Raw genomic sequence first — 19,245 nt, 5'->3', positions numbered from 1 at the left:
CCGAGCTTGCTCGCGAAGAGGCCTTCAGCCGCCATAAAAATTCCGGATCAGACAGACAGACGCAACCGCGCCAAATCCCTTAACGGCGGCGCCCCAAACAACCGGCTGTACTCGCGGCTGAATTGCGACGGACTTTCATACCCCACCCGATACCCCGCTGCCGACGCTTCCAGCCCTTCGGCGAGCATCAACCGCCGCGCCTCTTGCAGGCGCAACTGCTTCTGATACTGCAACGGACTCATTGCCGTCATCGCCTTGAACCGGTGATGCAGCGTCGACACGCTCAGATTCACTTCTTTGGCCAAATCATCAATACGCAGCGGCTGTTCAAAGTTGCCGTTGAGCCATTTGATCGCCTGGCTGATGCGATGGCTCTGGCTGTTGGCAATCGCAATCTCATACAAACGATGGCCCTGCGGGCTGCGCAGCAGACGGTAGAGAATCTCCCGGCGAATCAGCGGCGCGAGCATGGCGATGTCTTTCGGCGCATCGAGCAGGCGCGCCAGACGCAGCACCGCATCGAGCATCGAACTGTCGATCTGCTCGACATACAAACCACGCCCGGTCGGGCGCGTCGGCACGCCCATGGGGCCGGCGTCGGCGATCAGCGCGGTGATTTCTGCCGGGTCGATGTCCAGGCGCACGGCGAGGATCGGATTCTCCGGCGACACGTTAACCACGCGCCCGCTCAGCGGCATCGAAACCGACACCACCAGATAATTCAACGGATCGTAATTGAAGTACTCATCGGCCAGCCGCACCTCTTTGCGACCTTGCGCCATGATGCACAGCGCCGGTTGCGCGAGCACCGGGGCAAAGTCGTGGGATTGGGTGTGGCGTGACATGTACAGCGAACCGATGGCGGTCGCGTAGCTGCCATCGTCCGTGGTGTTGCGGCGGATGATCGCCGCCAGTTCCGCGCGCTGCTTTTCCATGTCAGCAGTGGGTTCGGCTTGAAAACGATCGAATGACGTCATGCACGGCATCCTCGGCAGGGGAGGTGGAATGGGGCAGAGCATATGTTTGTGCAAGCGCAAGCGGTAGACACATCCTGCGAAATGCTTGCCTGATTCTGCACCGCGCTATTGCTCAACATCGACGCGACGCCCACCTGTAGGAGCTGCCGAAGGCTGCGATCCTTTGATTTTTGTCTTTAAGGTCAAAAGATCGCAGCCTGCGGCAGCGCCTACATGGGATGTGTGTCAAATCAGGTTCAGGCAAGTCTCGCAGGATTGTGCAACGCGGCGGCAGGAATCGACTAACGGCGCCTGGCGCGCGGCCCTTAACCTTGGATCCTGTCGCAGCCTCCACCCGGCTGCCACGCGACTCCCTGGGAGGGTTGAACATGTCCAAGCAGATTCCCGTCAGTCATATGGCCTTCGTCCGAGCGCGCGCCGGGCGTTCGGCGGAACTCGGTGTGCGCCTGAGCGCATTGATCGATCCGTCTCGCGCCGCCCCCGGTTGCCTGAGTTTTGCCTTGCAGCATTCGCAGTGTGATCCCGAGTTGTGGCTGGTCTCCGGGTTCTGGAGCAGTCAGCAGATGATGACCAACTACTTCAACAGCCCGTCGATGGAAATTTTCGCCGAGCTGGTGCAGGAACTGGTGGTCAACAGCCTCGACTTCCACACCTTCAAGGACGTGTCGGCCGCGCAAGCCCTCGGTCAATGCCCGGCGCCGGTACACAAACTCGCCGGTTGAGGGTTTAATGTCCGGCTTATTTGTCTGAGCCGGGATCTGTGACATGGCACGTAAAGAGTTCGAACACTTCGAAGCAGTCTCCGCAGTCGTCCCCGTCGAGTTGGGCGGCAACAAGGGTTATCACGCGGCAATCGCGGTCAAGGCCCTGGTCGATGGCGGTGCACCACGCTTTCACAAACTGCTGAATGATCAGATCTTCCCCGGCGCCATCGCCGCCGATGAAGCTGCCACCCAAGAGCTGGACCGTTTGCAGGGCGTCACTGCTGACGCCGAGTTGATCTGGTAACGCCTTACTCGTTTGCGCCCGGACGCCACATCTTGAACAGGGCCTCGGGCCCCAGCTGGAAATAGTCCGCCGGCCCGCCGCCGCGCAGAATCGGTTCTGCCGCGGCGGTGTCGTAGATGCCGTCCTTCAACAGCCATTTGGCGATATGCACGGCGACCACTTCACCGAGGATCAACCAGCTCGGCACGGTTTCGCCATCGGCGCGCTGCAACTGAATGATCTGCGTGACCTTGCATTCAAAGGACACCGGGCTTTCGGCGACCCGTGGCACCGAAATCACTTTTGACGCGACGGTCGTCAATCCCGCCAATTCAAATTCGTTGACCTCAGGCGCGACCATCGCGCAGCTCTGGTTCATCTGCTCGGCCAATGGGCGAGTGGCGAGGTTCCAGGCGAATTCGCCGGTCTGCTCGATGTTGTTCAGGCTGTCTTTGCGCCCGACGCTGGAAAAACCAATGATCGGCGGAATGTAGTTGAAGGCGTTGAAGAAGCTGTACGGCGCCAGATTGAGCTGGCCATTGGCATCCTGCGAAGAGATCCAGCCAATAGGGCGCGGGCCGACGATGGCGTTGAACGGATCGTGGGGCAGGCCGTGGCCATTGGCGGGTTCGTAGAAGTGGATGTCATCGGGCATGGCTGGGGCTCTTGGAGATGGCTGGATCAGGTGGCCAATAGTGCAAGCACGATCAAACAATTTCCAGTCAGGCACTGATATTCCATCCAATCAAAACCCTGTGGGAGCTGGCTTGCCAGCGATGGCATGTTTTCAGCCGATGTAAATGTCGACTGACAGATCGCCATCGCTGGCAAGCCAGCTCCCACAGGTCTTTGTGCTGAGCTAAAAAATATCATTCCCCCAGAAATGACTAAGCCCGGCCGAAGCCGGGCTGTGCGTTTTTAAGCAGGGGGTTAGCTGATGGCAGCGGATTGCGTGCGGTCATAACCGTCGGCGGCGAAAGTTGCGGAGCCGGTGCGATCGTAGCCATCTTCAGCGAAAGTTGCGGAGCCGGTACGGTCATAGCCGTCTTCAGCGACAGTGGCGGAACCGGTGCGGTCATAACCATCGGCGGCAACGGCGGAACCGGTGCGGTCGTAACCGTCTGCGGCGAAGGTGTTGGCAGCCAGTACCGACAGGGCGAAAGCGAGGATCAGTTTGGTTTTCATGTTCGTGACTCCAGATTCGTTGGCGGGTGTGTCTTGCATGGGTTTTATGCTACGCCAACTAAATTGATTGAAAAGCGCAAAATAATGCTAAAAACAATCGATTAACTTGATATTAAGGGCGGCGTATTTAATTCGCTTTCGTCGTTGGAGCGAACGTCGCGCAGGTCATCGATCAGGTAGGTGCAGGATGCCGCGCGAGCATTAATTCGCGATTAATCGCGGTTTCGCCGCGTGTGACAGATTTTTCATGCTTTGCCGACCGCTTTTTCACCGCCACAACGCCAGTCTGCCCTCGGCCAGAAAACCAACAACCGGCCGTCACACACTGGAGCGTTACCTGCGATGAATAAACTTCCTCAAATCACCCTGGCCTTCTGGGTCATGAAAATCTGCGCGACGACTCTCGGGGAAACCGCGGGGGATTTGTTGTCGATGACGCTCAATGTCGGTTACGCGATCAGTTCGCTGATTCTGATCAGCGTGTTCGTGCTGACGCTGATCACGCAATTGATGGCCAAGACTTACAAGCCGCTGCTGTACTGGATCGTGATCCTCTCGACCAGCACCGCCGGCACCACCATGTCGGACTTCATGGATCGTACCCTTGGCCTGGGTTACGCCACCGGTTCGATGATTCTCATCGCCATTCTGCTGGCGATCTTCGCCGCGTGGCGCCTGAGTGGCGATTCGCTGAATGTCAGCAAGGTGCAGAGCTTTCGTGGGGAGATGTTCTATTGGATGGCGATTCTGTTTTCCAACACCCTCGGCACGGCGCTGGGTGATTATCTGGCCGATGATTCAGGGCTGGGTTTTGCCGGTGGCGCGCTGCTGATTGGCTCGACCATCGCGGTGGTCGTGCTGCTCAAATACTTCACGAAGATTTCGACGGTGCTGTTGTTCTGGCTGGCGTTCGTGCTGACCCGGCCGTTTGGCGCGACCCTGGGCGACCTGATGACCAAGCCCCATGAAAAGGGCGGGCTGGACTTTGGCACCATTGGATCGTCAGCGGTGCTGGCGGGGATTCTGCTGGTGATGGTCGTTGGCGCTTCGTATGCGCAGAAGCGCTACGGCAAGCAGGCGACGTCCTCCGCACTGAGCTGATATCGCGTTGGCCGCATCGCGAGCAAGCTTTGCTCCTACAAGGGATGTGTCGTTCTCAGATTCATGTAGGAGCCGAGCTTGCTCGCGAAGAGGCCATCACAGCCACCGTTGCAGTGGCTGTGAAAACCCGATCAGTCAGTCACGATGCGCGAATGCTTCTGGGTGTCCTTCATGGTCACGTACACCAGCAACGACACGGCAATACAAGCCGTGACATACCAGTAGTAACCGGTTTCCATGCCGATGCTCTTGAACCACAGCGCGATGTATTCGGCAGTACCGCCGAAGATCGACACGGTCAGCGCGTACGGCAGGCCAACGCCCAGTGCGCGGATTTCGGTCGGGAACAGTTCAGCCTTCACCACGGCATTGATCGAGGTGTAACCGCTGACGATGATCAGCGCCGCCATGATCAGGAAGAACGCACCCCACCAGGTCTGAATGGTGTGCAGGGTCATCAGGATCGGCACGGTGAAAATCGTTCCCAGCACGCCGAAGGCGATCAGGATCGGGCGACGACCGATCTTGTCCGACAGGCCACCGATGATCGGTTGCAGGCACATGAACAGGAACAGCGTGGCAGCGGAAATGGTGGTCGAGTCGGAGATGCTCATGCCGACGGTGTTCACCAGATACTTTTGCATGTACGTGGTGTAGGTGTAGAACGCCAGGGTGCCACCCATGGTCAGGCCGACCACGGTCAGCAACTCTTTCGGGTGACGCAGCAAGGTGCGCATCGCGCTTTCCTTGGACTTCTCTTTCTTGGTGAACGACTCGGTTTCTTCCATGCCGCGACGCAGATACAGCGCCACGACTGCGCACAGCGCGCCGATCGCAAACGGAATACGCCAGCCCCACGCGTACAGCTCTTCGGTGGTGAGGAAGTTCTGCAGCACGATCAGCACGCCCAGCGCGATGAGCTGCCCGGAGATCAATGTCACGTACTGGAAGCTGGAGAAGAAGCCGCGACGCTCTTTGGTCGCCATCTCCGAGAGATAGGTTGCCGAGGTGCCGTATTCGCCGCCGACCGACAGGCCCTGCAGCAGTCGCGCAAACACCAGCAGGACTGGCGCGCCGACACCGATGGTTTCGTAACCAGGGCTCAGCGCGATGATCAGCGAGCCGAAGCACATCAGGTAAACCGAGGCCATCAGGGCTTTCTTGCGGCCGACCTTGTCAGCGTACAAGCCCATCAGCCAGCCGCCGATCGGACGCATCAGGAAACCCACGGCGAAAATCGCAGCGGTGTTCAGCAGTTGGGCGGTTGTGTCGCCTTTAGGGAAAAAGGCTTTGGCGAAGTACAGCGAGAAGGCGGCATAAACGTACCAGTCGTACCACTCGACCATGTTGCCGACGGAGCCGCTGAAGATCGATTTGATTCGGTTGGCGGTGGTTCTTTCTTTGGCGGGCACGGCAGCCGACCCAAGGGGCAGGGCGTTGGAGTTATCCATTGAAGGATCCTTCGTTTAATTGTTTTTGTGGAGCGCGTAGAAACGCAGCCTGTGGGGGCTATAGCAGGAGCTGTGCCAACGGGGAGAAGGCCGGTTTAGAGGGGGTGAGGGAGTTTGCTGAGCGGAAATCCGCTTATGGGGCACTACTGGTGAGCGGAAATTTGCTTATGCATCTGAGCATTTGCGGGGATCTGCTGACGTCTTCGCGAGCAGGCTCGCTCCCACAGGGAAATGCATTTCCAAGGTGGGAGCGAGCCTGTTCGCGAAGACGCCGGATAATGCGCTGAAAAACTCAGCTGCCTGAAACAAACATCTCCCGACTCAACCCATGCCGCTGCATCTTTTCATTGAAGGTCCGGCGCGGCAGTTGCAGTTCTTCAAGCACCGCTTTCACATCGCCCTTGTGCCGCGTCAGCGCCGCGCGCAAGCACTGCGCTTCAAATGCCTCCTGCTGCGCCGCGAGCGACTGGCCGGGATCAATCCCTGGCGACGGCTCATCCAGCCCCAGCACCTGGCGTTCGGCGACGTTGGCCAGTTCACGCACGTTGCCCGGCCAGTCATGGCTGAGCAGATGACTCAACTGCGCGCCCGTTAGCGGCGGGAAAGTCCGGCCGAGGCGCTGCGCCGCACTCTGGGCAAAGTTCTCGAACAGCAACGGAATGTCTTCACGCCGCTCCCGCAGCGGCGGCAAACGCAGTTCGGCGACGTTCAGTCGATACGCCAGATCCTCACGAAAGCGTCCGGCGCGGGCTTCGTCGAGCAAGTCGGGTTTGGTCGCCGCGACGATCCGCAGGTCCACGCGAATACTCTGATTCGAGCCCAATCGCTCAAGTTTCTGTTCTTGCAATACCCGCAGCAGTTTCACTTGCTGGGCCAGCGGCATGCTTTCGATTTCGTCGAGAAACAGTGTGCCGCCATCGGCGTATTCGAGTTTGCCGATGCGCTTGCCGGAGGCGCCGGTAAAGGCGCCACTCTCATGTCCGAACAACTCGGCCTCGAACAATTGCTCAGGGATCGCCGCACAGTTCAGCGCCACAAAGGGCTTGTCCGCCCGTGGACCGAAATCATGCAGACAACGGGCAACCAGTTCCTTGCCGCTGCCGGTCTCGCCACGGATCAGCACATTGACCGGCAGCCCCGCCAGATCCAGCACCTGCCGACGCAGCGTCTGCAAGCCACGGGAAACCCCCAGCAGCGTCGTGTCGAGTTTGGCGCGGTTGTCGGCCTGCTCGTGCAGGGCACGGTTTTCCAGGACCAGGCGGCGTTTGTCGAGGGCCCGGCGCAAGCTGCCCAGCAGGGTTTGCGGGCTGAACGGTTTTTCCAGGAAGTCGTAGGCGCCATCTCGCATCGCTTCGACCGCCATCGGCACATCGCCGTGGCCAGTGAGCAGAATCACCGGCAGATCGGCGTCGCGCTTGTGCACTTCAGCCAACAACGCCAGCCCGCCGATACCGGGCATGCGCACGTCGCTGAGGATCACCCCGGCATAGTGCGCGGGCAGGGCGGCGAGGCATTCTTCAGCGCGACTGAACAACTGCACCTCGAACCCCGACAGGCTCAGCCACTGCTCTACCGCGTTGCGAATGCTGCTTTCGTCATCGACCACCATCACCGAATTGAGCATCAGATATGCGCCTCCAGATCGATCGGCAAGGTCAGGCTGAACACCGCGCCACTGTCGCCATTCTCTGCGCTTAAGCGCCCGCCGGATTCATGCACGATAGCGAAGGATACCGCCAGCCCAAGACCCAGGCCGTCGCCTACCGGTTTGGTGGTGAAGAACGGATCAAACACCTGGTTCAGATGTTCTTCGGCGATGCCGCCGCCATTGTCGCTGACGCTCAGTCGCCATAGTTGCTCGTCGGCCTCCAGACGTATTTCCAGACGTTTGCACGGCTTGCCCTGCAAGGCGTCGAGGGCGTTGCGCAGCAGATTGATCAGCACCTGTTCGAGGCGAATCGCGTCCCCGCGCACCCACGCCGGACGCGTCAGGTGCAGCACCAGGCTGACTTGTTCATCGCGCATCCGCGCGTCGAGCAGTTGCAGGGATTGATCGACTACCGTCGCCAGATCCAGACGCTCGCGCAATCCGCTTGGGCTCTTGCGGGCGAAGGTTTTCAGATGGCCGGTGAGGGCTGCCATCCGCGTGAGCATGTCATCTACCGGTTTCAACGCCTTGTAGGCATCGTCGACGCGGCCATGATCGAGCAGCAGGCGCAGGGTCGCCAGTTGCATGCGCTGCGCGGTCAGCGGTTGATTGATCTCGTGGGCCAGCGCCGCGGACATTTGCCCCAGCGCCGCGAGTTTGGCCGATTGCACCAGACCGTCCTGCGCCGTGCGCAAATCGCGGGTGCGTTCTTCGACCAGTTGCTCCAGCTCTTCACGGCTGCGCTGGCGCAGCTTCGCCAGACGCCAGCGCTGGTTGAGGAACAGCAACAGAAACACCAGCGCCAGCCACACGCCGGCAGCGGCGAGCCCGGCGTTGCGCAAGTCTTCGAAGGCCACCTGCGGATGCCGCAGCAGATGCAACGTCCAGCCTTCGGCGGTCAGCGGCAATGATTCCCACAGGTAATCCGCCGTGCCTTCAGGGCCTTCGACGCGACGCAGATCGCTGTTGTCATCGAAGCGGCGCAACGACAGATGCGTCAAAGGGGCCAACGCTTGTTTGTCGTACTGCCGCGTGGCTTTGATGTCGGCATGATCGGCGGCGCTCAACGGGCGCAGCAGGCGATAGCGCCAACCGGGCTGATTGGCGATAAAGATAATGCCGCGCGCATCGCTGACCAGCAGGGTGTCGCTGCCCTGGCTCCACTCACGTTCCAGCTCGGGGAATTCCAGCTTGACTACCATCGCCCCGAGGAACTCGTCGTGGTCGCCGAGCACCGCGCTGGAGAGAAAATAACCGGGAATCCCACTCGTCACGCCCACGGCATAAAAACGCCCGGAACCCTGAGTGCGGGTCTGGCTGAAATACGGGCGGAAGCCATAGTTGTGACCGACGTAACTGCTCGGCAAACGCCAGTTGCTCGCCGCCACGGCCAGGCCGGTGTGATCGAGCAGTTCAAGGGTCGAGGACTGCGCCGCGCCGTTGATCTTTTCCAGTTTCAGATTGAGTGCCGCTTGCTGCTCTGCATCGACCGGGCCGGCCAACGCTGCTCGCAATTGCGGGTCCAGCGCGAGTACGGCGGGGAGGGCGCGGTAGCGATCAATCAGGGTGTGCAGCGAGTTGGCATACAACGCCAGTTGCTGGTTGGCGCGAGCCGCGTCCTCGACCATCGCCTGACGCTCGGCGTGGCGGATGGCAAGCGTGGCGGCAAGGGCCGCACCGGCGATGATCAGCAGGGTATACAACGACAGGCGCAAGGTACGGGAAGTCGCAGGCATGGCGTGATAGGCAGTCGAAAATTCGAGCGCGCACCATAGCATGCCATCGTGCGCGGACAGTGTGGGCCTTACGAAAAACTCACTCGCTTATACCTAAAACCGCGAAATGGGTATGAACGCGACATAACAATTTAATTTGATGAATTAAAAAGGCCGGAACACCTTTCAATGTACCGGCCTTATTTGCAGAGTAAGCGCTTACTGCACTTCTACCGCCAGGCTTTCGCTGATCTTCTGCTGCCAGATCGCCGGGCCGGTGATGTGTACCGACTCACCTTTGCTGTCCACCGCAACGGTGACCGGCATGTCCTTGACCTCGAACTCGTAGATCGCTTCCATGCCCAGTTCGGCAAACGCCAGCACTTTCGACTTCTTGATCGCTTGCGCGACCAGGTAAGCAGCGCCGCCGACGGCCATCAGGTACACGGCTTTGTTGTCCTTGATCGCTTCGATCGCGGTCGGGCCGCGCTCGGATTTGCCGATCATGCCCAGCAAGCCGGTTTGCTCAAGGATCTGACGGGTGAACTTGTCCATCCGCGTCGCGGTGGTCGGGCCTGCCGGGCCCACCACTTCGTCACCGACCGGATCAACCGGGCCGACGTAGTAGATGAAGCGACCTTTGAGGTCTACCGGCAGGGTTTCACCCTTGTTGAGCATCTCGACCATGCGCTTGTGCGCAGCGTCGCGACCGGTGAGCATTTTGCCGTTGAGCAGGACGGTTTCGCCCGGCTTCCAGCTCTGCACGTCTTCCGGGGTCAGGGTGTCGAGGTTGACGCGACGGGCCGATGGGCCGGCTTCCCAGACGATTTCCGGGTAGGCGTCCAGCGGTGGCGCTTCCAGCGAGGCCGGGCCGGAACCGTCGAGCACAAAGTGCGCGTGACGGGTGGCGGCGCAGTTCGGGATCATGCACACCGGCAGCGAGGCTGCGTGGGTCGGGTAATCCATGATCTTCACGTCGAGCACGGTGGTCAGGCCACCGAGGCCCTGGGCGCCGATGCCCAACTGGTTGACCTTCTCGAACAGCTCCAGACGCATTTCTTCGATGCGGTTCTGTGGGCCACGGGCTTTCAGCTCGTGAATGTCGATGGATTCCATCAACACTTCTTTGGCCATCACTGCAGCTTTCTCGGCGGTGCCGCCGATGCCAATACCGAGCATGCCCGGTGGGCACCAGCCGGCACCCATGGTCGGAACGGTTTTCAGCACCCAGTCGACGATCGAGTCGGACGGGTTGAGCATGGCCATTTTCGACTTGTTCTCGGAACCGCCGCCCTTGGCCGCCACGTCCACTTCCACGGTGTTGCCCGGGACGATGGAGTAGTGAATGACGGCCGGGGTGTTGTCCTTGGTGTTTTTACGAGCGCCCGCCGGGTCGGCGAGGATCGAGGCACGCAGGACGTTTTCCGGCAGGTTGTAGGCGCGACGCACGCCTTCGTTGATCATGTCGTCCAGGCCCATGGTGGCGCCATCCCAACGCACGTCCATGCCGACGCGCACGAACACGGTAACGATACCGGTGTCCTGGCAGATCGGGCGATGGCCGGTGGCACACATGCGCGAGTTGATCAGGATTTGCGCCATCGAGTCACGGGCTGCTGGCGATTCTTCGCGCAGGTAGGCTTCGTGCATCGCCTGGATGAAATCCACGGGGTGGTAATAGGAAATGAACTGCAGGGCGTCGGCAACGCTCTGAATCAGGTCGTCTTGCTTGATCACGGTCATGAGTCGCGCTCCTCTAAAAGACGGGAACATTCTATGGGGCAGCTTTGAGCATCAAGCTTTGAGCGGCAAGTTGAAGCAGTACGCGGACTGCTTGAGCTGGCGGCTTGGAGCTTGCAACTTGAAGCTGGCCCTTTGGGCCGGGCACGCCGGGGCTGCTGGCGCGACGCTAAAAAGGCGCGGCAGTATACCGCGCCTCGGTGAGGCATACACGCGCCGGCAGTCATTCGTTGGTCGCATGGGTGGGCGAATATCGGACGTCGGGTTTGCAGTTCAAGATCTTCCCCCTCACCCCAGCCCTCTCCCCCAAGGGGGCGAGGGGGAAAGGGAGCCGATCTTCATGCCGTTCAAACCTGAGTTCGACGCGGTATTTCAGGTCGGTGTACATCGGATAAACAACACGGTCAGTCCCCTCTCCCTCCGGGAGAGGGCTAGGGTGAGGGGCTTTGCAGCCGCACTTTTGACGTCAAATTTCGAGCCCGAAAATCGGTGGTCATTTATCGACTACGCCACTAAAGTGGCAGCCGGTCTGTAGAGTAGGACACTCGGTCAGCCTCCTATCGCACGGTGAGTCAACGATTGACCCATAACGCTATTCAACGTCTTCTGCTCAAACGTTTTGCCCTTGCTGCGGCCACCTACGGATTGGCTCTGCTGCTGCTGTGGCTGGCGTTTTTTACCGGGCATTACGACCAGACCCTCAGTGCTGTGGCCATCGGCAGCGCACTGGTGGTGATCACTCAGGCGGCCCTGTTTGTGATGTTCTGGACCGGCCGCAACCAACGTTACGCCGACCCGAGTCTGACCGAAGTGCAAGTACTGCTCGGCCTCGGCTGGCAGACCTGGCTGATCGCTCATCTGGATGAGGCGCGCGGCGCTTTTCTGGTTTTTTATGTACTTATCCTGCTGTTTGGCCTGTTTCACCTCAGTCGACGCGCGTTCATTCGCTGCGCGCTGATGGTGTTTTTCAGTTTCTGCGCGATCACGCTCTGGGACGGTTACCACTTTCTTCTGCCAGAGCCGGCGCTGGCTGCGTTGCAGGTGGGCATTCTGGCGATGGTGCTGGCGTGGCTGGTGCTTTACGCGCGCTTTGTACAGACCTCGCGGCAACGCATGCGCCAGCGCCGGTTTGCCTTGCAGGCGCATCAGGACACGCTGCGCGGGATGATGCGCCAACTCGAAGACCTGGTCGCCACTGACGAACTGACCGGGCTGTTCAATCGCCGGCACTTTCTGCGCCTGGCCTCACGTGAGCTGAATGCGCTGGACAGCGATGTGGTGCATGGCCTGGCGTTGATCGACCTCGACCATTTCAAGCGCATCAACGACCTGCACGGCCATGCCGCCGGAGACCAGGTGTTGCAGGCGTTCGCCGCTGTCGCGCAGGCGTGTCTGCGCGATGGCGACGTGCTGGCGCGTTATGGTGGTGAAGAATTTGTCGTATTGCTGCCTGATTGCGACGCCGAACGCTTGACCGCTTGCTGTGAGCGTTTGCGAATAGCCTTCACCGATGTTGAGTTGATTGGCCTTAGTGTGCGCAATCTCAGCCTGTCGGCCGGTATGACGCTGTTGGCCTTGGGTGATGATCTGGACGACGCTTTGCAGCGCGCCGATCAGGCGCTGTATCGGGCCAAGCGTGACGGGCGCAATCGCTGTGCGGCCGCGTGGGAGAACGTCGATGCCTGAACTTCGCGTCGGTGAGCGGCTGTGGTCGGTGGCGCCGGGCAGCAATCTGCTCGATGCCCTCAATCAAAACGGCGTGGCCGTGCCATACAGCTGCCGCGCCGGCAGTTGCCACGCGTGTCTGGTGCAGTGCGTACAAGGCTTGCCGGCAGACAATCGTCCGGATGCCTTGAACGCCGAGCAGCGGCAGCAGGGCTGGCGCCTGGCCTGTCAGTGTCAGGTGGTTGAAGATTTGCACGTGCACACCTTTGACCCGGTCGCCGATGGTCGCCCGGCGGTGGTCGAAGCACTGGACTGGCTCAGCGACAACGTCCTGCGTCTGCGCCTGACCCCACAACGGCCATTGCGCTACAGCGCCGGGCAACATCTGGTGCTGTGGATCAACCACATCGCCCGGCCTTATTCGTTGGCGAGCTTGCCGGAAGAAGACCGCTTTCTTGAGTTCCACCTCGATTGCCGCGAGCCGGGTGAGTTCAGCGATGCGGCGCGGCGGTTGCAGATCGGCGACCCGGTCCGCCTCGGCGAACTGCGTGGCGGCGCATTGCATTACGACCCGGACTGGCACACCCGACCGCTGTGGCTGCTGGCGGCGGGCACCGGATTGGGCCCATTGTTCGGGGTGTTGCGCGAAGCTCTGCGCCAGGATCACCAAGGCGCGATACGCATCATTCACCTGGCTCATGATGCGCGCGAGCACTATCTGGCCAAACCCCTTGCGGCACTGGCCGCCCAGCGCGAAAACCTGAGTGTCGATCTATGGACGGCGGCCGAGTCAGCCGCCGCTTTGGCGCAACTGCGCCTTGTCTCCCGACAAACCCTGGCCTTAGTCTGCGGTTCGACCGCCAGTGTCGACGCCTTTGCCAAGCGCCTGTACCTGGCCGGACTGCCGCGCAATCAACTGCTGGCCGATGTGTTCCTCAGTCGTGGTTGAACGCTGAAACTACTGTGTGGCGAGGCGATTCATCCCCGTTTGAGTGCGCAGCGCTCACAAAATATTGGGGCCGCTGCGCAGCCCAGCGGGGATAAATCCCCTCGCCACTGAACTTTGTCAGCCTGGAATGTTGAGTGACGCTTGTGACCGAAGCCATCCTGCTGGAACGCCAACGCTGGCCGATGTGTTCCTCAGTCGTGGTTGAACGCTGAAACTACTGTGTGGCGAGGGGATTCATCCCCGTTTGAGTGCGCAGCGCTCACAAAATGTTGGGGCCGCTGCGCAGCCCAGCGGGGATAAATCCCCTCGCCACTAAACTTTGTCAGCCTGGAATGTTGAGTGACGCTCATGACCGAAGCCATCCTGCTGGAACGCCAACGCTGGCCGATGTGTTCCTCAGTCGTGGTTGAACGCTGAAACTACTGTGTGGCGAGGGGATTCATCCCCGTTTGAGTGCGCAGCGCTCACAAAATGTTGGGGCCGCTGTGCAGCCCAGCGGGGATAAATCCCCTCGCCACTAAACTATGTCAGCCTGGAATGTTGAGTGACGCTTATGACCGAAGCCATCCTGCTGGAACGCGAATGCTGGCCGATGTGTTCCTCAGTCGTGGTTGAACGCTGAAACTACTCTGTGGCGAGGGGATTCATCCCCGTTTGAGTGCGCAGCGCTCACAAAATGTTGGGGCCGCTGCGCAGCCCAGCGGGGATAAATCCCCTCGCCACTGAACTTTGTCAGCCTGGAATGTTGAGTGACGCTTATGACCGAAGCCATCCTGCCGGAACGCGAACGCTGGCCGATGTGTTCCTCAGTCGTGGTTGAACGCTGAAACTACTGTGTGGCGAGGGGATTCATCCCCGTTTGAGTGCGCAGCGCTCACAAAATATTGGGGCCGCTGTGCAGCCCAGCGGGGATAAATCCCCTCGCCACTGAACTTTGTCAGCCTGGAATGTTGCGTGACGCTTATGACCGAAGCCATCCTGTTGGAACGCCAACGCTGGCCAATGTGTTCCTCGGTCGTGGTTGAACGCTGAAACTACTCTGTGGCGAGGGGATTCATCCCCGTTTGAGTGCGCAGCGCTCACAAAATGTTGGGGCCGCTGCGCAGCCCAGCGGGGATAAATCCCCTCGCCACTAAACTTTGTCAGCCTGGAATGTTGATTGACGCTTATGACCGAAGCCATGCTGCTGGAACGCGAACGCTGGCCGATGTGTTCCTCAGTCGCGGTTGAACGCTGAAACTACTGTGTGGCGAGGGGATTCATCCCCGTTTGAGTGCGCAGCGCTCACAAAATGTTGGGGCCGCTGCGCAGCCCAGCGGGGATAAATCCCCTCGCCACTAAACTTTGTCAGCCTGGAATGTTGAGTGACGCTTATGACCGAAGCCATCCTGCTGGAACGCCAACGCGGTTTGCTCACCCTGCGCCTCAACCGCCCCGACAAGAAAAACGCCCTGACCCGCGCCATGTACAGCCGCCTCGCCGAGGCGCTGAAGCAGGCCGACAGTGACCCCGAAATCAACGCTGTGCTGATCACCGGAAGCGCCGAGTGCTTCACCGCTGGCAACGACATCGCTGATTTCATCCAGCAACCGCCAAGCGACCTCGACAGCCCGGTGTTTCATTTCATGCTCAACCTGCTTGAATGCCGCAAACCGGTGATCGCCGCCGTGGCCGGCGCGGCGGTGGGCATCGGCACCACGTTGTTGCTGCATTGCGATCTGGTCTACGTGGCCCGCGATGCACGGTTGCGCATGCCGTTCGTCAATCTTGGTTTGTGCCCGGAGTTTGGTTCCAGTCTGATCCTGCCGCGCTTGCTCGGGCATGCCAAAGCGGCGGAGTTGTTGTTGCTCGGTGAAGGCTTCAGCGGTGAACAGGCTGCGCAGTGGGGGATTGCGACCGAGGCGCTGGGCAGCGGCGCTGCTGCGTTGAGCAAGGCGCGGGAAATGGCATTGCGTTTCGACGAGTTACCAGCCGAAGCAGTGCGCATCAGCAAACAACTGATGAAGACGCCGGATCGCGAACTGATCCGCAAAGTGATCGAAGAGGAGGGCGTGCTGTTCACCCAGCGCCTGAAATCGCCGGAAGCATTGGCGGCGTTGACCGGATTCATCAAGCGGCATTGAGAGGTTCGCTGACTGGATTGACACCATCGCGAGCAGGCTCACTCCTATCGTTGAAATGCGTCCCCCTGTAGGAGTGAGCCTGCTCGCGATGGCGTCGAATCAGTCGACACATTCTTTGGAGCAGAAAACAAAAAGCCCCGGCATTCACATGCCGGGGCTTTTGTTTTTCAGCGGTCGATCACTCAGACCTGCGGGTCGCCTACGTGCAGGATCTTCATGCCGTTGGTGCCACCGGTGGTGTGGTAGCTGTCGCCTTTGGTCAGGATGACCCAGTCGCCTTTCTCCACAACGCCGCGCTTGACCAGCTCGTCGATCGCTTTCTGGCTGACTTCGTGCGGCGGCAGCGATGCCGGGTCGAACGGCACGGTGTACACGCCTCGGAACATCGCCGCGCGCGCTTGAGTCTCGCGGTGCGGGGAGAACGCGTAGATCGGCACCGACGAACGGATGCGCGACATGATCAACGGCGTGTAGCCACTTTCGGTCAGTGCGATGATCGCCTTCACACCCGGGAAGTGGTTGGCGGTATACATGGCCGCCAGCGCGATGCTCTGGTCGCAGCTTTCGAAGACTTTGCCGATACGGTGGCTGGACGTCTTGCCGGTCGGGTGCTTTTCAGCGCCGACGCAGATGCGCGCCATCGCTTGCACAGCTTCCAGTGGGTACAGACCCGCAGCGGATTCAGCCGAGAGCATCACGGCGTCGGTGTAGTCGAGCACGGCGTTGGCCACGTCGGACACTTCGGCGCGGGTTGGCATCGGGTTCTGGATCATCGACTCCATCATCTGGGTCGCGACGATCACAGCCTTGTTGTGGCGGCGTGCGTGCAGAATGATTTTCTTCTGAATGCCCACCAGTTCGGCGTCGCCGATTTCCACACCCAGGTCACCACGGGCAACCATCACCGCGTCGGAAGCCTGGATCAGACCGTCGAGGGTTTCGTCGTCGGCCACGGCTTCAGCGCGTTCGATCTTCGCCACCAGCCAGGCAGTACCGCCGGCTTCGTCGCGCAGTTGACGGGCGTAGTTCATGTCGGCAGCGTCACGCGGGAAGGACACAGCGAGGTAGTCGACTTCCATTTCCGCGGCGAGCTTGATGTCGGCCTTGTCTTTTTCAGTCAGGGCCGGAGCGGTCAGACCGCCGCCGCGACGGTTGATGCCTTTGTGGTCGGACAGCGGGCCGCCGATGGTCACGGTGCAATGCAATGCGTCGTCAGTTTGGGTATCAACGCGCATGACCACACGACCGTCGTCGAGCAGCAGCTCGTCGCCCACGCCGCAGTCCTTGACCAGATCCGGGTAGTCGATGCCGACCACTTGCTGGTTGCCTTCGGTCAACGGATGGCTGGTGGAGAAGGTGAACTTGTCACCGATCTTCAGCTCGATCTTCTTGTTGGCGAATTTGGCGATACGAATTTTCGGGCCTTGCAGGTCACCCAACAGGGCAACGAAGCGGCCGTGCTTGGCAGCAATGTCACGCACCAGCTTCGCGCGAGCCTTGTGCTCGTCGGGGGTGCCGTGGGAGAAGTTCAGACGGGCGACGTCCAGACCAGCCAGAATCAGCTGTTCGAGAACTTCCGGCGAGTTACTGGCCGGGCCAAGGGTAGCGACGATTTTGGTACGACGGACGGACATGCAAAGACTCCTGAGTTCAAGCGCTAGCAGAGGCTACTATGCTCCGTTGGTGTAGTCATTGTTCGTTTGCACTACTTATTGTTTTCTTTATTGAACGCGACGACCACACCGACGCGATAATCGGTGCAAACGGTTCTGAAGATTTTCGACGCAGGGTCGATACAGAGCTCAAGACAGGAGAACCCTCATGCGATTCGTACCCATTGCCGCCCTTGCCCTCAGCGTCCTCGCCGTCACGGGCTGCACCCGTTGGTCGATGAACCATCATTTGAACAACGCCTACAGCGCTTATGATCGCGGCAACTGCGAGCAGGTCATGCTCGAACTGTCCAAGGTCGAGCGCGCCAGCCGTGCCCGCCCGTATGTGTGGCCGGAAGTGTCGATGATGCGCGGCCAGTGCCTTGAGCGGCAGAAAATGTTTGTCGATGCTGCGCAGACCTATCAGTTCATCATGGCCTCGTACCCCAATAGCGAATATGCCTACCGCGCCCGTGCCCGCCTGGAAACCTTGCAGAGCCTGGGTCATTACCCAACGCGCAGTGCTGCTGCGGTGGTCAGCCCGACGCGTTTCTGATGGCAGTTGTCATACAAACGCTGTCTGTGTGTACAAGCTGAGCTATAGTCGAATCATCCCGTTTTAGAGCCTGGCCTCTAAACCGGGGCAACACCTGCGACTGGCAGCAGTCAGGTGACGGCGTCATGGCGACCGTCATACCGGAAGCGGGGAGAGCGTACCTGCAACACAGGTTCGTTCCGAAGCACAGTGCGGCTCTGTGATGGAGCCCTGCATGGCGAACCGCGCATGTTTACCCACCGCCGAATCGAACGGCATCAATTGCCGTACTTTCTCAGAGTGTTCAACAGCGTCACCGACAAACCGATCGGCTTTCTCGGCAACGTGTCTGAAGACGGGTTGATGCTCATCAGTCAGTTGCCGATGATGACCGGTGTCGATTTCACCCTGCGTCTGAAAATTCCCATGGATGAAGGCTGCCAACAGGTCATCGACCTGACGGCCTGTTGCCTGTGGTGCCATGAAGACGCGACTCCGCAACATTACGACGCGGGTTTCAGCCTGCACCGGCCGCCGCCGGAGTATGGGCAACTGGTGCAGGCCTTGAAGCAATACTTCAGTTTTCAGCCGCTGCCGGCCTCGGCCTGATTTCTGCGGCGCGTTCACTATTGCCATCGCGAGCAGGCTCGCTCCTTCATTGGTTGATCGTTGGTGACCACCCATAATGGGTTCACCGCTGATCCATTGTGGGAGCGAGCTTGCTCGCGATGGCGTCGTGGCAAGACAACGCCTGCCTGAAGGTCAGGCCAGCGCAATCGCCCGTTCACTGTCCAGCGTCTTCTCCGCCAGCAACAACCCCATCTCGCTCAAGTGATAAATCGCCATCGCCAGATGCCGCGGCTTGTCTTCCAGGCTGTCCGCCAGATCCAGCAACAGAATGCTCACCGACGAAAACGTTTCGTAGGTCTGGATGGCGATGGCTTCGGAGTTGATGTCGGGGGCGACCATGAACATCTGCATGGCGCGATCGACGGAGTTGCGGGAGGGCGGTTCGGGTTTTAGGTAGTGGTCGAGGGCGCGTTCTGCGGCTTCATGGAGTTTTTTTGAGTCGGGAGAAGCGTAGGGGGATGTATCGGCGGAATCTATCTCAGGGGGGCTTATGGATGCCTTTTGCATTGCCTTGTTTCCTTTTATTGGGCGCTGCCTCCGCTTCGCGACTAAATGAAGGGAGGCAGCTATGCGCAGGTTAGTCGACCGGTGGAAACAAGGTTTTCCGGCGCACCCGAAGGTGCCCTGCACACAGCCACCATCAAGTACGGAAGTAGAAAATCCGACCGGATGAAGCCTTGCACCTTGTCTCATGTCAGGCGACTAAACCTGGCCGCTGATTGTCAGCGACAATGTCTAATCTAAGCGGCATCTCTTAGAGTGTCAGTCAGCCCATTCCGGTGACTGCGTAGGCATTGGCACCAAACTTTGTAGTCTTAATTCCCGAAAGCCAAGGGACGTTTTCTAATTCCCGAAAACTGTCGGACCTTTTGGCTACGAGGATTTAC

At 59.8% G+C, this 19,245-nt stretch carries 17 protein-coding genes; 8 read left to right on the top strand and 9 right to left on the bottom strand.

All coding sequences use genetic code 11. From position 1 onward, the window contains the following. Positions 1–47: 47 nt before the first annotated feature. Entirely contained in the window at positions 48–977 is a 930-nt protein-coding gene (locus JFT81_RS17490; RefSeq protein ID WP_201228294.1) for an AraC family transcriptional regulator, read from the bottom strand. Between the two features lie 368 nt (positions 978–1,345). Here JFT81_RS17490 and JFT81_RS17485 point away from each other — a divergent pair, with 368 nt between their 5' ends. Both JFT81_RS17485 and JFT81_RS17480 read left to right on the top strand, forming a co-directional pair. Beyond that, positions 1,346–1,699: an antibiotic biosynthesis monooxygenase family protein gene (locus tag JFT81_RS17485; RefSeq protein WP_201228293.1), complete on the top strand. Its 354-nt coding sequence runs from the start codon at positions 1,346–1,348 to the stop codon at positions 1,697–1,699. A 43-nt stretch (positions 1,700–1,742) separates the two neighbouring features. Continuing rightward, positions 1,743–1,985 carry a hypothetical protein gene (locus JFT81_RS17480; RefSeq protein ID WP_201228292.1) on the top strand — a complete coding sequence of 81 codons (243 nt, stop codon included), beginning with the start codon at positions 1,743–1,745 and terminating at the stop codon, positions 1,983–1,985. Positions 1,986–1,989: 4 nt separating this feature from the next. On the opposite strand, the gene JFT81_RS17475 is transcribed toward JFT81_RS17480, so the two are convergent. Next, positions 1,990–2,619 carry a flavin reductase family protein gene (locus tag JFT81_RS17475; protein ID WP_201228291.1) on the bottom strand — a complete coding sequence of 210 codons (630 nt, stop codon included), beginning with the start codon at positions 2,617–2,619 and terminating at the stop codon, positions 1,990–1,992. 275 nt (positions 2,620–2,894) lie between these two features. Beyond that, entirely contained in the window at positions 2,895–3,149 is a 255-nt protein-coding gene (locus JFT81_RS17470; RefSeq protein WP_008080444.1) for a hypothetical protein, read from the bottom strand. Between the two features lie 342 nt (positions 3,150–3,491). Here JFT81_RS17470 and JFT81_RS17465 point away from each other — a divergent pair, with 342 nt between their 5' ends. Continuing rightward, positions 3,492–4,250: a hypothetical protein gene (locus tag JFT81_RS17465; RefSeq protein WP_201228290.1), complete on the top strand. Its 759-nt coding sequence runs from the start codon at positions 3,492–3,494 to the stop codon at positions 4,248–4,250. Positions 4,251–4,381: 131 nt separating this feature from the next. On the opposite strand, the gene JFT81_RS17460 is transcribed toward JFT81_RS17465, so the two are convergent. From JFT81_RS17460 to JFT81_RS17445, 4 genes are all read right to left on the bottom strand, one after another. Beyond that, on the bottom strand, positions 4,382–5,701 hold the full coding sequence (locus JFT81_RS17460) for an MFS transporter (protein ID WP_201228289.1): 1,320 nt from the start codon (positions 5,699–5,701) through the stop codon (positions 4,382–4,384). A gap of 292 nt (positions 5,702–5,993) precedes the next feature. Beyond that, positions 5,994–7,325, bottom strand: coding sequence for a sigma-54 dependent transcriptional regulator (locus JFT81_RS17455; protein WP_201228288.1), 1,332 nt, complete (start codon positions 7,323–7,325; stop codon positions 5,994–5,996). Then, entirely contained in the window at positions 7,325–9,085 is a 1,761-nt protein-coding gene (locus JFT81_RS17450) for an ATP-binding protein (RefSeq protein ID WP_201228287.1), read from the bottom strand. Before JFT81_RS17450 ends, JFT81_RS17455 begins: the two co-directional genes overlap by 1 nt. A gap of 198 nt (positions 9,086–9,283) precedes the next feature. Next, a complete protein-coding gene (locus JFT81_RS17445; RefSeq protein WP_007916251.1) occupies positions 9,284–10,807 on the bottom strand; it encodes a fumarate hydratase in 1,524 nt (507 codons plus the stop codon). Positions 10,808–11,383: 576 nt separating this feature from the next. On the opposite strand from JFT81_RS17445, the gene JFT81_RS17440 reads away from it, so the two are divergent. The 3 genes from JFT81_RS17440 to JFT81_RS17430 all read left to right on the top strand — a co-directional run bounded on the left by JFT81_RS17440 (position 11,384) and on the right by JFT81_RS17430 (position 15,541). Then, a complete protein-coding gene (locus JFT81_RS17440) occupies positions 11,384–12,490 on the top strand; it encodes a diguanylate cyclase (protein WP_201228286.1) in 1,107 nt (368 codons plus the stop codon). Then, a complete protein-coding gene (locus tag JFT81_RS17435) occupies positions 12,483–13,418 on the top strand; it encodes an iron-sulfur-binding ferredoxin reductase (protein WP_201228285.1) in 936 nt (311 codons plus the stop codon). The genes JFT81_RS17440 and JFT81_RS17435 overlap by 8 nt, the downstream gene beginning before the upstream one ends. A 1,373-nt stretch (positions 13,419–14,791) precedes the next feature. After that, positions 14,792–15,541, top strand: coding sequence for an enoyl-CoA hydratase-related protein (locus tag JFT81_RS17430; protein WP_201230575.1), 750 nt, complete (start codon positions 14,792–14,794; stop codon positions 15,539–15,541). Positions 15,542–15,723: 182 nt separating this feature from the next. Here JFT81_RS17430 and pyk read toward each other — a convergent pair whose 3' ends face one another. Continuing rightward, positions 15,724–17,175 (bottom strand): pyruvate kinase, encoded by a 1,452-nt coding sequence (pyk, locus tag JFT81_RS17425; protein ID WP_201228284.1) that lies wholly within the window; start codon positions 17,173–17,175, stop codon positions 15,724–15,726. 187 nt (positions 17,176–17,362) lie between these two features. Here pyk and JFT81_RS17420 point away from each other — a divergent pair, with 187 nt between their 5' ends. Further along, a complete protein-coding gene (locus JFT81_RS17420; protein WP_201228283.1) occupies positions 17,363–17,749 on the top strand; it encodes a tetratricopeptide repeat protein in 387 nt (128 codons plus the stop codon). A 228-nt stretch (positions 17,750–17,977) separates the two neighbouring features. Further along, positions 17,978–18,337 carry a PilZ domain-containing protein gene (locus tag JFT81_RS17415; protein ID WP_201228282.1) on the top strand — a complete coding sequence of 120 codons (360 nt, stop codon included), beginning with the start codon at positions 17,978–17,980 and terminating at the stop codon, positions 18,335–18,337. A gap of 153 nt (positions 18,338–18,490) precedes the next feature. Here JFT81_RS17415 and JFT81_RS17410 read toward each other — a convergent pair whose 3' ends face one another. Continuing rightward, positions 18,491–18,865 (bottom strand): DUF6124 family protein, encoded by a 375-nt coding sequence (locus tag JFT81_RS17410; protein ID WP_201228281.1) that lies wholly within the window; start codon positions 18,863–18,865, stop codon positions 18,491–18,493. Positions 18,866–19,245 lie beyond the last annotated feature (380 nt).

This window comes from Pseudomonas sp. TH43, from assembly GCF_016650635.1.
Classification (GTDB): Bacteria; Pseudomonadota; Gammaproteobacteria; order Pseudomonadales; family Pseudomonadaceae; genus Aquipseudomonas.
This window is presented reverse-complemented; position numbering and strand designations above follow the sequence as displayed.